Source organism: Psychroflexus montanilacus, from assembly GCF_020164535.1.
GTDB lineage: Bacteria > Bacteroidota > Bacteroidia > Flavobacteriales > Flavobacteriaceae > Psychroflexus > Psychroflexus montanilacus.
In genome coordinates this window covers 1,352,715-1,367,548 of record NZ_JAIQZC010000001.1, presented here as the reverse complement: position 1 = coordinate 1,367,548, position 14,834 = coordinate 1,352,715, and the positions used below count along the sequence as shown (strand labels likewise).

The window sequence follows — 14,834 nt, the reverse complement described above, 5'->3', positions numbered from 1 at the left end:
TAATTGATCAATTTCTATTAATTACGCCTATCTTCTGAAAAAAAAATTAAATAACTATCAATACATGTCACAAGTATCATTTCAATTAGAACAAGTATTGAACTTCTTTGAGTTTCCTGCCTTTCTTATTGAAATTATCAAAGGTAAATTTAAAGTTATTGCTTTAAATAGTAAACTTAAAACATATTCGGACGATAAGAAGGATTTTCAAAATGAAATCGACTTAGAAAATTTTTTAAAATCAACTTTTGGATTTCAGTCTGAAGCTTCTTCAGCTTTTATAGTTAAGTTGGATCAATTGCATAAATCAAATACAAAAGACTTCATTGAAATTAATTCTAAAAAAGGAACTTATAAATTTGAATTTCAATTTATAACTCTAGATAACCATGACTATTCTTTTATAAGTCTAGTATCCCAACCAAAAACAGATTTAAAAACTTCAGAACTTGACTTTTATAAGCGTATTTTTGATTCCTTACCTATTGGAATAGGTGTAAATAGTATAGATGATTCTGCTTCGCTTTATGTAAATCAAAAGCTTACTGACATCTATGGCTGGAGTATTGAAGATCTAAAGGATGTAAACAATTTTTTTCTAAAGGTTTATCCAGATGAAGCTTACCGGAAAAAAATATCTGGAATGATACTAAAAGATATTGAGTCTGGAAACCCAGAGCAGATGCAATGGAAAAATTTAAAAATTACTACAAAGAGTGGAGATACTAAAATCGTAAATGCAAAAAACATTCCTCTTTATGATCAAAATTTAATGATATCTATAGTTACAGATGTGTCTGAAAGCTATAAGATACAAAATGAACTGAACAGTGCTAAAAATAGATTTGATCTGGCAGCGCAGGCAACTTCTGATGCAGTTTGGGAGTGGAATTTAAATGAAGATGAACTTTATTGGGGAGACGGATATGAACGCCTCTTTGGTTACAAGATAAAAGATAATAAAGTGTCAAAGGAGTTTTGGGAATCTAAAATACACCCTAATGATTTTGATCCCTTTTTTGAGAGTCTTGACCAAGCCCTAAAAGATTCAAACTTATTCAAATGGACATTTGCTTATCGCTTTCAAAATCATAAAGGAGACTATGCTCACGTAAGAGAAAACATTGTTATAGTAAGGGATGATGAAGGAAATCCAATTCGACTGGTCGGGGCATTGCAAGATATAACAAAACCACTGAAACGTGAAAATCATCTTGACTTGCTTGAGAAACTGGTCGGAACTACAAAGGATTCCATTATTGTTACCAAAGTGAAAAGCAACAGTTTTTTTGAATCTGAAATTGTTTACGCCAACTCCAGTTTCCAAAACTTATTTGGATTTGAAATCTCAAGTATCTTAGGCAAAACGCCAGAGGAATTTTACGTAACTCTAAAAAATCGGGAAAAGTTTACCAAAATAGAAGAAGAGCTTAGTGAATGGAACTCTATTGATGAAGATATCCTGAGTCTAACTAAAGATGATATAGAATTCTGGAACAACATTTCTATATCTCCAATTATGAATGATGAGGGTTGGTATACACACTGGATGATTGTCAATAGAAATGTCAACGAAACAAAGACAAATGAAGAGAAGCGGGAACTCCTTATGTTCACTCACCAGAGTTTTCAAGGTGATGAAGCAATAGAAAGCATCTTATGCAAAATCTCACTTAAGATAGAGAGCTTAATAAGAAACAATTTCTGTGAATTTTGGCTGGTAGACCATTATTCTAAAAAATTGACCAGATCTATTGGTTTTAAAAATGGAAAACTTTTAAATCAGGATTCAAAATTTACGGATTTCAAATCAAAAGATTTTGCTCAGGAAATTTTTGAAACTGCCCAAACAAAAGTTCAAACTCATGATAGTATTGTCATTACTGAAGATAATGAAATTGTAGAACTGAGTTACGGTTTTCCAATACAATCCAGAGGAGAAACTGCAGGTGTAGTGATTTTTGGATTTCCAGACACCTACTCCAGGGCTGAAACACTTCACACAATTTTTGACGAATTTTCAGTGCAACTTGCCAATGAGATTTCAAGAAAACGAACAGAGAATGAACTGAGTACTTTTTTTGAATATACTCCAGATTTTTTATGTATTGCTGGAGAAAATGGATATTTAAAAAGAGTCAATGCACGTGCAAGCGAAAGTCTTGGCTATAGTCGTAAAGAATTTATGAACACTCCGTTTATGGATTTTATCGCTGAAGAAGATCGACAAGTTGCAATGAATTTAATCATAAGCGCCAAAAATAATAAAGGCTACTATTCAAATGAAATTGGTATTATAACTCAAGATGATTCTATATTGAGAGTAGACTGGACTGTTTTTAGTCTTGAAGATAGCGAAGACGTTTTTTGTGTTGGGACCGATGTCACTTTATATAATCATAACTTGAGTCTATTAAAGACTCAAAATGAGAAGTTTCAAATTTTAACTGAAACGGTTACAGATGCAGTCTGGGATTTTGATCTTGAAAAACGAGAAATGTCCTGGAGTTTGGGTTTGAAAAAACTGTTTGGATATAATCCTAATGCGTTTGGTAAAGCAGAGGAAGTTTGGTTAGAAAAACTTCATCCAAAGGATAGGAAAAGAATAGAAAAATCCTTTTATAGCTTTTTAGAAAATAAAAATGAAAGTAAATGGGTAGAAGAGTACAGATTAAAAAGGAAGGATGGGACTTATGCACATGTGTTGGATACGGGCCAATTTATAAAAAATGAAATCGGTAAAGCCATAAGAATGGTCGGGACTCTACAAGATATTTCAGAATACAGAGAGTATCAGGCAAAACTTGAAAACCTAAATCATCAGCTTATAAATCAGGCAAAATCACTAAGCAGATCCAATAAAGATCTTGAAGAGTTTGCCTACGTGGCTTCTCACGATCTGCAGGAACCGCTTAGAATGATTACAGGTTTTATGACAAGGCTAGAGGAGAAGTATGGAGAAGAGCTGGATGAAAAAGCAAAAGAATACATTAATTTTGCTGTGGATGGTGCCAAGCGAATGCGACAAGTCATACAGGGTCTGCTTACATTTTCGAAAGTAGGAAGACATGATATTACTTTTTCTGAAGTCAATTTAGAACTTGTTTTGAAAGAGGTAAAACTGCTTTTATCTGAAGCTATAAAAGAGAAAGAGGCGGAGGTTTGCGTTGGGGAGATGCCAGTGATACTATCTGTTGAATATGAATTGAAGGAAGTCTTTTTGAATCTTATAGAAAACGCTGTAAAATACTCCAAAGAAAATTTAGCACCAACTATCAGCGTCTGTTACAAAGAGAATAAAAATCAGCATATCTTTGTAGTTGAAGATAATGGAATAGGGATTTCTGAAGAATACTATGAAAAGATATTTGGAGTTTTTCAAAGGTTGCATGGTCATAGCGAATACTCGGGTACAGGTATAGGTTTGGCCATTGTCAAAAAAATTATTAACAATTTAGGAGGAAGTATAAGTTTGGAGTCAGAGTTAAATAAAGGAACTAAATTCTTCATCAAACTTCCAAAAAAGTCATTAAAAAATGAAAAAACCTCCCATACCGAAAAATGAAGTGGAAAGGCTTAAAGAACTACAAAGCCATAAACTTTTTGAAAATTTCTCTGACGAAGACTTAGATCTTATTACTAAACTGGCATCAGATATATGTGGAACCAAAGTTTCCCTTATTACACTTATCGATTCCAAAACTCAGGTCTTCAAGTCAAGACATGGGATAGAACTTACCCAAACGTCTAGAGACGTTGCTTTTTGTGCTCATGCCATCAACAAGCCTGAAAAGATGCTTATCGTTAACGATGCTACTCAAGACGAGCGTTTTAAAGATAACCCACTAGTGAAGGGTGAACCTAAAATTGCTTTTTATGCTGGCATGCCACTTTCTACCAAAGAAGGGCTTGCTCTGGGTACGCTTTGTGTAATAGATTCCAAACCCAAAGTCCTTTCAGCATCGCAGATTGAAGCCTTAAAATCGTTATCAAAACTGGTAGAGCGCTTGTTTGAATCTCGCAAGAAATCTCTTGAACTTGAGAAGGTGCATTCTCAACTTAGGTTGCATCAGAGTCAAACAGAGGAAATCGCTTATGCGATTGCTCATGATCTCAAAAACCCTTTGGACAGCATCCAGGGCTTTTTGGAACTTTTACAGCAAGATGCAAACACTAGCTTAGGTGAGGAAGCACTTCAATATATTGATTATACGAAGCAGAGTACTCAAAAGATGACGGAACTTATTTATGAAATTCTAGCTTTTGCAAAGCTCACAACTTCAAGTGAAGAAAAACAAATGGTTGAGATAAAGCCTATTGTACAAAATATAATAGACTTGAATTTACCAACAATAAAGTCAGAAGGTATCAAAATTGAGTTCAGTAACCTGAAAATCATCTACACTTCTAAGATGCTATTTTCTATTGTACTGAGAAACCTGATAGGAAATGCCATAAAATACAGGTCCGCAGATAGACCACTAGTGGTGAAAGTCAGCATTCAAGACCAACTTGATGAATGGATTATAACTGTAAAAGATAACGGTAAAGGCATCCAAAAGAAAAACCTTGAAAAGATTTTTCAACCTTTCTATAAAGAAGACAGAAATAATAGTTCGGGTGTAGGAATGGGGCTGGCAACTTGTAAAAAAATTGTATTAACTTTAGGTGGGAATTTTGAAGTGAATTCAGAATTTGGAAAAGGGAGTACTTTTAGTTTTAATATTCCCAAATAAATGATTGAGTTATGCAACCTTTCAAAATTTTATTGGTAGAAGATAATAAAGGTGATGTCTTGATGCTTTCCGAAGCCTTTGAAACATCAAACTTGAAGTACCAACTCATGGTTGCTAGCGATGGTAAAGCCGCTATGGATCATTTGTTTAAGAAATCTCTATTTGAAACTGAGGTTACTCCAGATCTAATTTTACTGGATCTCAACCTCCCTAAATTTAGTGGTTTAGAAGTGCTCAAAACCATCAAAAACCACAACGATCTTAGAATAATTCCAGTGTTAATTTTTACAACGTCTTCCCTGGATACTGATGTCAATGCCTGCTACTTGAATTATGCAAATTCTTATATCACAAAGCCTCAGGATGCTCTTGGATATACAAAAGCGGTTTCAAAAATTGAGGATTTTTGGATGAAATACGCTAATCTTCCAAGTTTACCACTATCATGACACTCGCAAACAAAGCGCTTAAGATTTTAATTGTTGAAGATAATCTTGGAGATTATACTTTGGTAAAGGAATACCTGGAAGAGCGTTTTGAAAACATTACTTGTGAACTGGCGATCAACTACTCTGATGCCAGAAAATTACTGTTAGCTCATACTGATTTTGACGTTATTCTGCTTGATTTGATTCTTCCAGACGAATCCTGTACTCAATTGATTCAAAAAATTATTGCAATAGCCGGTCGAACTCCGGTTATCATAATGACAGGTTCACTCAACCTTGATTTTTGCATGGATTCACTTCAGTTGGGAGTTTCAGATTATCTATTTAAAGATGAATTAAACACGAATACACTTTTCAAAAGCATTAGCTATACCATAGAAAAGCAAAAAACCCACCTCCAGCTTCTTGAGTCTGAGAAGAAGTACAGCGACTTATTCAACCTCTCACCCGTGGCGATGTTTGTGTATGATATAGATACCTTAAAAATTATGGATGTAAACGCTGCAGGAGTTCAGCTTTACGGATACGCCAAAGGAGAGTTACTTAGCATGCAGCTTGACCAATTATTTTTCAGTAAAAATACTGATGCTTACCTGGAAGCCTTTGAAGAAACAAATCCTAAAAACAAATTCAGTTTTGAAGACCATTTAATACTTAAAAATAAATCTGGTAAAGAAATAAAAGCTGAAATCACTGTTAAGACTCTTCAATCTCGAAATAAAAGCGCCAAACTCGTTGTTGCGAATGATATAACAGAGCGACTGCTTCATTTTGATGCCTTAAATGCACAAAACAAAAAACTGAAACAAATTGCCTGGCAACAGTCTCACGAAATGAGGTCCCCTGCCTCAAAAATTTTAGGTATTATTGAACTTTTTAATACAGAATTGTGCTCAAAGGATGAGCAGAAATTTCTGATAAAAGAAATCGAGATTACTGTGAAAGAGCTGGATGATGTCATCAGATCTATCTCTGAAAAAGCTAAGCAAGTCAACCCCAAAACCTGAGTGAAAATGGATTTAGAAGTTTTAAATGTAGATGACGACAAGATGGTATTATTTATACATGAGAAAATGATGGTTCATGCAGGATTTTCAGCTTCTCCTAAATCTTTTGAAGATGGTTACGCCACCTTAAATTATATTTCTGAAAACAAAGCAGAAAACAAAAGGTTTGTAATTTTTCTGGATGTTAATATGCCAAAGCTAGATGGCTGGGAGTTTATGGATGAACTGGATCGATTGGGGCTTACCAGTTACTGCTATATTTTTGTAGTTACGTCATCTATAGACCAAACAGACAAAGAAAAGGCAGACACTTACAAAGCTGCTGTAGGTTTTGTAGAGAAGCCTTTAAGCATCAATAAACTCAAAGACCTCAAAAAAACCAAAGAATTGGTACCCCTTTTTGGTGAAAAAATTTAATCCTCAAGATCTTCATCACCAGTATAGGCGTCATATTCAGGATATAAGAAATTATTGTAGGGAAAACGCGTGATGTGAATGTCTCTTACAGTATCGTATACTTTTTTTCTGAATTCTTCAATGTTTTCTTTTTCAGTCGCTGAAATAAACAAGACGTTATCTCCTTGTCGTTGCATCCAAGTTTTTTTCCATTCCTCCAGCGTGTAATGCTGGTAAGACCTTTCTGTCATTAAATCCTCCTTGTCAAAATCTTCGGGTTCGTAGCTGTCAATTTTATTGAATACCATGATTATTGGCTTATCTCGGGCTTCTATATCGTCAAGAATGCTATTGACAGACTCTATGTGATCTTCAAAATTTTCGTGAGAAATGTCAACGACGTGTAATAGCAAATCAGCTTCTCTTACTTCATCCAAAGTGGACTTGAAAGATTCTACAAGTTGAGTTGGTAGTTTCCTGATGAATCCTACAGTGTCTGTCAACAAAAAAGGGAGATTTCTAATGACAACCTTTCTTACTGTAGTATCAAGAGTCGCAAATAGTTTATTTTCAGCAAATACCTCACTTTTACTTATCACATTCATTAAGGTGGACTTTCCAACATTGGTATATCCTACCAGAGCAACTCTTACAAGGCTTCCTCTGTTTCCGCGCTGGACAGCCATCTGCTTGTCGATGGTTTTCAGTTTTTTCTTAAGTAAAGTAATTTTATCCCTTACAATACGTCTATCGGTCTCGATTTCAGTTTCCCCGGGGCCACGCATGCCTATACCACCTCGCTGGCGTTCTAAATGCGTCCAAAGTCCTGCGAGTCTTGGCAGCAGATATTCGTACTGAGCAAGCTCTACCTGTGTGCTGGCATAGCTAGTCTTGGCTCGCTGAGCGAAAATATCCAAGATCAAATAGGTTCTGTCTACGACCTTACATTTCAATATTTTTTCAATATTTTTTTGCTGTGCGGGAGACAATTCATCATCAAAAATAGCAGTACCAATTTCGTGCTCCTCTACATAATCCCTTACCTGTTCAAGTTTACCTTTACCAATGAAGGTTTTTGGATGTGGAACGTCTAGCTTTTGCTGGAAGCGTTTTAGGACTTCACCTCCTGCGGTGTAGGTTAGGAATTCGAGTTCGTCGAGGTACTCTTTGGATTTTTCTTCATTCTGAAATTGATTCACTATTCCAATAAGTACTGCGGTTTCGTATGATGTATCTTGAGCGTCTAGCATATATAAATTTGATTGGCAAAATTATGAAAAATACTTCAGTTCTATTCTTACTTTAAGATTTCCAAAATTGATAGTTGAAAGTGCAAGGCTTTATATTTTTAACTTTTAGAACTAATTCTAGATTAAATACTAAAAATTTCCTTAATTCGTTTATTATAACAAAATCAAACTTTTATGAACCTCAAAAGATACCTTATAGTTTTCTCTTGTTTAGCCTTGTTTTATTCTTGTAGCTCAGATGATGATGAACTTGACATGGCACAAAATGAATGCAAAATCACTCAAGGAATTTCACCAAACCAAGATGGTGTGAATGACAATTTTGACCTGTCCTGCCTGGCAGACCGTACAGGAATTGCAACTCTTGAAATATTTGACCGAAATGGTCTGAAAATTTACGAAAGGGCGAACTACAGAGATGAATTCGTCGGTCAAAACGACGATGGAGATGATCTGGTGACGGGAAATTATTTTTATGCTATAGCTTTTGAAGCTGAAGATCCAGAATATGGTACTAGCAAAGAAGGTTCACTCTACATCAATGTTGAACAATAAAATTAAATGTTTTATAAAGAAAATTTTTCTATGAAAACTAGATACATACTTATTTTAGGAGCTCTGTTGATGTTGGCAACTCAGGATATTTCTGCTCAGCAAGACCCACAGTATACTCAATATATGTACAATATGAATGTCATAAATCCTGCGTACGCTGGTTCTAAAGAGAGCTTGTCGGTAGGGGCTTTGTATAGAGATCAGTGGTCTGGCGTACAAGGGGCGCCGCAAACCTTCACCTTCAATGCACACTCGCCATTAGGAAAAGGATTTGGAGCGGGACTTTTTGGAATCAATGATCAAAATGGTCCGGTAGATCAAACCAATGTATTTGCAGACCTATCTTATACCTTAGACCTGGGTAAATCCAGTAAATTAGCTTTTGGTTTAAAAGCTGGAGCGACCTTTCAAAGTATTGGTTTTACAGATCTCTATTTTCAGGACGAGATGGATCCAGCTTTCCAGGAAGATGTAGATGAGACTTACGCCAGTGTAGGTGGAGGTCTTTTGTTTTATACCGATAAGTTTTATGTGGGACTTTCTACGCCAAATGTCTTAAGATCAACGCATCTGGAAACCAACGGGAATGAATTTGGATCTCAAGAACGTCATTATTTTCTTACAGCTGGTTATGTTTTTGAAGTGAATGATTTTATCAAATTCAAACCTTCTACTTTTATAAAATCAGAATTCAGTTCAGCTGTTTCATTTGATGTAAATGCTAATTTTATGTTTTATGACAAGTTTGAAGTTGGTGCTTCCTACAGGTATGAAGACGCTATAAGTGCTCTGGCGAGTGTAAGACCTACAGACTGGATGCAGGTTGGATTTGCTTATGATGCGACTCAGTCCAGCCTCAGAGAACCTTCCTATGAAGCTTTTGTCATTTTCGATATTTTCTTCAAAAAGAAAACTTACGTTTCGCCTCGTTATTTTTAATCTGAAATAATTTCTACAATGAAAACCATATATATACTTAGTATCCTTTGTTGCTTAACTAGCTTGAATTCCTGGTCTCAAAACAGCGATACCAAAAAAGCCGATCAGCATTTTGATCGTTTTGAATATGTAGATGCTATCAAAGACTACGAAAAGCTAATTCAAAAAGGAAAGGCTAATTCTTATGTCTATAAGCAATTGGCAATTGCCAATTTTAAGACATCCAACTTTGAAAAAGCTGAACAATTTTATAAGCGATACCTTAGAAGCAACCGAAATGCTGAAGCAGAAGTGTATTATAATTATGCCCAAACGCTTTTGATTAATCAAGAGGATGATAAGTACAAGCAAGCCATGCTTGATTTTGCTGAAAAAGACCCGCAAGACCCCAGAGCTAAAGCTTTCCTGGAAAATCCAGACTACCTTTCAGACTTGCAATCTATGGAGCCGAGATTCGAGCTCAATAAGCTTAGCCTCAATTCAGAATATTCAGATTTTGGAGCTTATGAAAATGGAGGAAAACTTTATTTTGTATCAGCAAGAAACGAATCTAGAAAAACTTACGGATGGGACAAAGAGCCAGCTTTAGATATTTTTGTAGCAGATAACGTTGCAGGTACCTTTAAAAACCCAAAGGAAATCGAAGGCGATATCAACACAAAGTTTCACGAAGGAACCGTAGCCATCACTAGTGACGGTTCAACAATTTATTTCACAAGAAATGATTATTTAAACGAGAAATATAAAAAAGATGAGAATGGGGTCAACCATTTGAAAATTTATAAAGCTAGTCTTGTTAATGGCAGTTTTCAAGATGTCGAAGATTTACCGTTTAATGATGTAGCGTTTTCTAATGCCAATCCCGCATTAAGTCCAGATGGAAAGCAGCTTTATTTCTCCAGCGACAGACCTGGAGGATATGGATCTTCAGATTTGTATGTTGTAGATATTAATGAGGATGGAAGTTTTGGCGAACCAGAAAACCTGGGAGGAACCATAAATACTGAGGGAAGAGAAAACTTTCCATTTGTTGATTTTGCAAATGTACTTTATTTTTCAAGTGATGGGCATTTAGGTCTTGGAGGTCTGGATGTTTATTATGCCCAAAAAGATTCTGGTGATTTTTTGCCACCACAAAATTTGGGTCTTCCACTAAATAGCAATGCAGATGATTTTGCATTTACATATAATGCCAATGTTGAAAAAGGCTATGTTTCCTCCAACAGAACTGATGATAAGAAGGCCAAACGTACAGATAATATTTATTCGGCAAACTTGATTTATCCACTGGAACAGACTTCAGTTCTTGTCGAAGTAGTTGATGCTAAAACCAATGAGTCCATAGAAGATGCTCAGGTTATATTTTATGGAGAAGATCAGAAAGAGTTCTCAAGGAACAGGACTTCATCTAGTGGCATAAGCAAAAATTTCCTGCCCACCGGCCAGCGTTTTGATCTTCAGGTCAATATGAAAGGCTACAAAAGCCAGTCAAATTCAATAGATGTACCTCAGGCTCAAATGCTCATGAGAGTTGCTCTGGATCCAGAAATGTCTGCTGCAGAGGCTGAAATGCTTATTTTGCAAGAGCGTATCTTTTTTGATTATGATGATGCTAGTATTCGACCAGAAGCAGCTTTAGAACTCGATAAATTAATTTCAATTTTGAAAGAAAATCCTGAGCTGAACATCAATATTATAAGCCATACAGACGAAAGGGGGTCAGACTCTTATAATATGGAATTGTCACAAAAAAGAGCAGAAAATACAGTAAAGCATCTTGTGGATAACGGTATAGACGCTTCTAGGTTAACTTCGGAAGGAAAAGGTAAAACTGAGCCTGTCAACGACTGTAGCTCTGGATGTAGTGAAGAAGAACATGAAGAAAATAGACGATCTGAATTTGAAGTTGTAGAATAAAGCTAATAATCACAATACGAAATCCCTTCAACTTTTTGTTAAGGGATTTTTTTATATTTACTAGCACTAAGTCGTCTATTATGGAAAAAACAAAATGCCTTTCTTGTGGTGAACCCATTTCGGGAAGAATAGACAAAAAGTTTTGTTCAGATTACTGTAGAAGCACTTACAACAATCGGTTGAATAGTGAATCGACCAAAGTTGTAAGAAATATAAATAACGCTCTAAAAAAGAACTACAGGATTTTAAAAAGCATAAATACAGAACAAAAAACAAAAACCACCCGAGATAAATTACTTCAGAAGGGATTCAATTTCACCTATTTTACAAGCCTTTACACTACCAAAACCGGTAATGTGTACTACTTTGTTTACGACCAAGGCTACTTGCCACTGGAAGATGATTATTACGCCCTTGTAAAAAGAGATAGATGAGAAAAAGCGGTTACAAAGCGATTATCAGTTTGCTAGTGATAGCAGCTTCAGTATGGTATATTTTTTACGACTTGTACCCTTCAGAAATTACAGATTTATCCACTCAGCCTACAGAATATTCTACCCTGCGAGCCTTTGAGCATGTTAAAAATATAGGCGATGAACCTCACTATATTGGTTCCCGAGCCCACAACTCCAAGCGGAATTACATCGTCAATGAGCTGGAAAAACTAGATCTTCAAGTTCAAACTCAGCAAGGGTTTATTTTATCAAAAGGTGGAGTGCTAACTGCACCAGAAAATGTCATCACGAGAATATCAGCAAGTGATCCAGATCCAAATTCCAAAGCTTTATTACTGTTGACGCACTACGATTCTGCCGTGCATTCCTCTTCCGGAGCAGCCGATGCAGCTTCTGGAGTAGCTACAATACTAGAAGCAGTTAGAGCTTTTAAAGCCTCAAATCCTACATTTCAAAATGATATTATAATCGTTTTTTCTGATGGGGAGGAAGTTGGACTTTCTGGCGCCGAACTTTTTGTAAAAGAACATCCCTGGATAGAGGACGTTGGACTGGTTCTTAATTTTGAATCGCGAGGAAGTGGTGGACCCAGCAATATGATTGTAGAAACCAATTATGGGAATTCCAAACTCATCGACCTCTTCGGAAACGCACAGGGCGATCACCCGCTAGCCAATTCGCTGATGTATAGCGTTTATAAATTATTACCCAACGATACAGATTCTACCATTTTCAGAGAAATTGCCGATGTACCTAGCTTTTTCTTTGCTTTTATCGACGATCATTACGACTATCACACAAGTCTAGATGTACCCGAACGTTTGGATAAGCGATCACTTGCGCATCAAGGCGACTACCTGATGGCAACCCTTTCAAAATTTTCAAATTCAAACTTGTCAGATTTAAAGTCAGAGCAGGACGATGTTTATTTTACAGCAACGGGTGTGGGGCTTTTACATTATCCGTTTTCTTGGGTTTGGATTGTTTATGGTATTGGTTTTATCTTATTTGTCGGTTTGCTTTTCTTTGGTTTTAGAATCAATTCTTTGAATAGGAGAGAAGTATTTTTAGGCTTTGTGCCTTGGCTGTTAAGTTTGATTATCGCTGGATTAGTGACTTTTTTTGGCTGGAAGTTAATTTTACAACTGTATCCAGACTACAATTCCATGTTGCACGGTTTTACTTACAATGGTCACGATTATATTGTGGTTTTTGTAGCGATTACCCTCTTCATCACGTTTACGATTTATCAATTATTCGACGACAAGCTGAATCCTAAAAATTCTATAGTCGCGCCAATTTTCACTTGGTTTATTGTTTTATTTCTTTTGAATATTTATCTAAGAGGAGCTGCTTTTTTCATCATCCCTCTTTTATTTACGCTATTGGCTTTTTTCTTGATGATAAGATTTCAAGTGCCGTCATATCTTTTTCTACTGATTTTAATACTACCATCTTTAAGCATCATAGCACCATTTATCCAGTTTTTCCCTGTAGGTCTGGGATTAAAGATGAGTGTCGTAAGTGCACTTTTTACAGTCTTACTGTTTGGAAATATGCTTCCTGTATTTGGTTATTTTTCAGTAAAAAAAGGCGTGGCTACAATGGCATTACTTGTGGCTCTCGGTTTTTTTATAAAAGCACATCTGGATTCTTATTTTACTGAAAATAGTCCACGTCCCAATAGTTTAGTTTACACTCTGGATACTGAGTCTGACACTGCATTTTGGAATACGTATGATGATGATTTGGATACCTGGACTTTGCCTTATTTTGAAGCATATGAGGAATTATCCACGCCATTAGATTATCAAAGTAAATACGGCACATCATTTACAAAATCCTCCGAAGCAGAACTAAATCCCATTCCAAAATCCGATCTTGACATTCAGAGCCTTGAAGCTTCAGAACCTCACTTGAAAAAATTCAGAGTAAGTTTGAATTTCAACAGAAGTTTAAATAGAATTGTGGTTTCAGAAACAACAATGACCAATTTTGAAAGCTTTGTAGTCAATGGTAAATCTGCCGATTCATATAGCGATAAAACCAATGCTTACCACGTGCACCAAAACCGATTCAAATCCAATGTGATTGATTATTACGTGGTAAACCAGGAACCTTTGTATTTTGAGTTTGAAATACAAAAAGATAAGTCTGTGGAATTTGTCATCAATGAAATTAGTTTTGATTTATTGACTCATCCGGACTTCTCAGTTAAAAAGCGACCAAAGGATAAAATCTCTAAACCTTTTGTGGTCAACGATGCCATAATAGTAAAGCAAAAATTGAGTTTGTAATGAAAAAACAACTATCAATTTTTGGCTGTGGCTGGCTGGGTTTGCCGCTTGCAAAACATTTCATAGAACAAGGCTGGAGCATTAAAGGCTCTACAACTTCTTTAGAGAAGCTGAAAGTTTTGGAAGATGAAGGCATTTCACCCTTTCAGATTGTTTTGAATGAAGATCGAATTGAAGGAGACTTTTTTAATTTTTTAGCAGATTCAAATATTTTAATTATCTGTGTCCCGCCAGGATTAAGGCGACACCCCAATTCAGACTTTGTTGCGAAACTCAAAAGGGTAACGGAGGCAGTTTCAGAATCAGGCATCAATAAAATACTTTATGTGAGTTCCACAGGTGTGTTTCAGGATCACGAGTCTTTACCTACTTACACAGAGCATTATCAGTTTACAGCTGCAGAAGTTGAAAACAGCCAGCTAGTCCGGGCAGAACAGTTGCTTTTGAACTTGAAAACGTTACAAACGAGTGTAATCCGTTTTGGAGGTTTGCTAGGCGAAGACAGACATCCAGTGAATTACTTGTCTGGCAGATCTGATATCAAAAATCCTGATGCTCCTGTCAATTTAATTCACCTGGAAAATTGTATGCTCCTGATTTCTGAAATCATTCGTCAACCAAAACTGGGGATGGTATTTCATGGGGTTGAAGAAGTTCAACTTTCTAAACAAGAGTATTATAAAAAAAAGGCTGAAGAATTGGACTTGCCAATTCCAGAATTTGATCTTGAAACTCCTTCAATAGGGAAACGTATTAGTATGAAGTGGACGGCTAGAGAACTGGGATTACATTTTTCTAAAAAAGTTTGACCTTAATGATCGACCTTTATCAAA

The 14,834-nt window shown here is 35.9% G+C and carries 12 protein-coding genes; 11 read left to right on the top strand and 1 reads right to left on the bottom strand.

Annotated elements, in window-relative coordinates; all coding sequences use genetic code 11:
• The first annotated feature begins 64 nt into the window (after positions 1-64).
• From LB454_RS06485 to LB454_RS06465, 5 genes are read left to right on the top strand one after another with little or no spacing between them, the layout of a single operon-like run.
• Positions 65-3,565 (top strand): PAS domain S-box protein, encoded by a 3,501-nt coding sequence (locus tag LB454_RS06485; RefSeq protein WP_224463795.1) that lies wholly within the window; start codon positions 65-67, stop codon positions 3,563-3,565.
• A complete protein-coding gene (locus tag LB454_RS06480) occupies positions 3,537-4,736 on the top strand; it encodes a sensor histidine kinase (protein ID WP_224463794.1) in 1,200 nt (399 codons plus the stop codon). The genes LB454_RS06485 and LB454_RS06480 overlap by 29 nt, the downstream gene beginning before the upstream one ends.
• Before the next feature lie 11 nt (positions 4,737-4,747).
• Entirely contained in the window at positions 4,748-5,185 is a 438-nt protein-coding gene (locus tag LB454_RS06475; RefSeq protein ID WP_224463793.1) for a response regulator, read from the top strand.
• Positions 5,182-6,192 (top strand): PAS domain S-box protein, encoded by a 1,011-nt coding sequence (locus tag LB454_RS06470; protein ID WP_224463792.1) that lies wholly within the window; start codon positions 5,182-5,184, stop codon positions 6,190-6,192. The genes LB454_RS06475 and LB454_RS06470 overlap by 4 nt, the downstream gene beginning before the upstream one ends.
• 6 nt (positions 6,193-6,198) lie before the next feature.
• Positions 6,199-6,609, top strand: a complete 411-nt coding sequence (locus tag LB454_RS06465; protein ID WP_224463791.1) for a response regulator — start codon at positions 6,199-6,201, stop codon at positions 6,607-6,609.
• Here LB454_RS06465 and hflX read toward each other — a convergent pair.
• Entirely contained in the window at positions 6,606-7,838 is a 1,233-nt protein-coding gene (gene hflX, locus LB454_RS06460) for a GTPase HflX (RefSeq protein WP_224463790.1), read from the bottom strand. The genes LB454_RS06465 and hflX overlap by 4 nt on opposite strands.
• A gap of 174 nt (positions 7,839-8,012) precedes the next feature.
• Here hflX and LB454_RS06455 point away from each other — a divergent pair, with 174 nt between their 5' ends.
• The 6 genes from LB454_RS06455 to LB454_RS06430 all read left to right on the top strand — a co-directional run bounded on the left by LB454_RS06455 (position 8,013) and on the right by LB454_RS06430 (position 14,810).
• Entirely contained in the window at positions 8,013-8,393 is a 381-nt protein-coding gene (locus LB454_RS06455) for a T9SS type B sorting domain-containing protein (protein WP_224463789.1), read from the top strand.
• 30 nt (positions 8,394-8,423) lie between these two features.
• Positions 8,424-9,332 (top strand): PorP/SprF family type IX secretion system membrane protein, encoded by a 909-nt coding sequence (locus LB454_RS06450; RefSeq protein ID WP_224463788.1) that lies wholly within the window; start codon positions 8,424-8,426, stop codon positions 9,330-9,332.
• Between the two features lie 18 nt (positions 9,333-9,350).
• Complete coding sequence (locus LB454_RS06445; RefSeq protein WP_224463787.1) at positions 9,351-11,249, top strand: OmpA family protein; 1,899 nt, start codon at positions 9,351-9,353, stop codon at positions 11,247-11,249.
• An 80-nt stretch (positions 11,250-11,329) separates the two neighbouring features.
• Positions 11,330-11,683 carry a DUF223 domain-containing protein gene (locus LB454_RS06440; RefSeq protein WP_224463786.1) on the top strand — a complete coding sequence of 118 codons (354 nt, stop codon included), beginning with the start codon at positions 11,330-11,332 and terminating at the stop codon, positions 11,681-11,683.
• Positions 11,680-14,001, top strand: coding sequence for a M20/M25/M40 family metallo-hydrolase (locus tag LB454_RS06435; protein ID WP_224463785.1), 2,322 nt, complete (start codon positions 11,680-11,682; stop codon positions 13,999-14,001). Before LB454_RS06440 ends, LB454_RS06435 begins: the two co-directional genes overlap by 4 nt.
• The gene (locus tag LB454_RS06430; RefSeq protein ID WP_224463784.1) at positions 14,001-14,810 is read left to right on the top strand and encodes a Rossmann-fold NAD(P)-binding domain-containing protein; all 810 of its coding nucleotides are present in this window, start codon (positions 14,001-14,003) and stop codon (positions 14,808-14,810) included. Before LB454_RS06435 ends, LB454_RS06430 begins: the two co-directional genes overlap by 1 nt.
• The last annotated feature ends 24 nt before the right edge of the window (positions 14,811-14,834 follow it).

What these genes read in the sequence shown, in the direction of transcription:
- LB454_RS06455 (WP_224463789.1), top strand. Translation starts at nt 8,013, where the DNA reads ATGAACCTCAAAAGATACCTTATAGTTTTCTCTTGTTTAGCCTTGTTT.
- LB454_RS06435 (WP_224463785.1), top strand. Translation starts at nt 11,680, where the DNA reads ATGAGAAAAAGCGGTTACAAAGCGATTATCAGTTTGCTAGTGATAGCA.
- LB454_RS06445 (WP_224463787.1), top strand. Translation starts at nt 9,351, where the DNA reads ATGAAAACCATATATATACTTAGTATCCTTTGTTGCTTAACTAGCTTG.
- LB454_RS06450 (WP_224463788.1), top strand. Translation starts at nt 8,424, where the DNA reads ATGAAAACTAGATACATACTTATTTTAGGAGCTCTGTTGATGTTGGCA.
- LB454_RS06430 (WP_224463784.1), top strand. Translation starts at nt 14,001, where the DNA reads ATGAAAAAACAACTATCAATTTTTGGCTGTGGCTGGCTGGGTTTGCCG.
- hflX (WP_224463790.1), bottom strand. Translation starts at nt 7,838, where the DNA reads ATGCTAGACGCTCAAGATACATCATACGAAACCGCAGTACTTATTGGA.
- LB454_RS06480 (WP_224463794.1), top strand. Translation starts at nt 3,537, where the DNA reads ATGAAAAAACCTCCCATACCGAAAAATGAAGTGGAAAGGCTTAAAGAA.
- LB454_RS06465 (WP_224463791.1), top strand. Translation starts at nt 6,199, where the DNA reads ATGGATTTAGAAGTTTTAAATGTAGATGACGACAAGATGGTATTATTT.
- LB454_RS06485 (WP_224463795.1), top strand. Translation starts at nt 65, where the DNA reads ATGTCACAAGTATCATTTCAATTAGAACAAGTATTGAACTTCTTTGAG.
- LB454_RS06475 (WP_224463793.1), top strand. Translation starts at nt 4,748, where the DNA reads ATGCAACCTTTCAAAATTTTATTGGTAGAAGATAATAAAGGTGATGTC.
- LB454_RS06470 (WP_224463792.1), top strand. Translation starts at nt 5,182, where the DNA reads ATGACACTCGCAAACAAAGCGCTTAAGATTTTAATTGTTGAAGATAAT.
- LB454_RS06440 (WP_224463786.1), top strand. Translation starts at nt 11,330, where the DNA reads ATGGAAAAAACAAAATGCCTTTCTTGTGGTGAACCCATTTCGGGAAGA.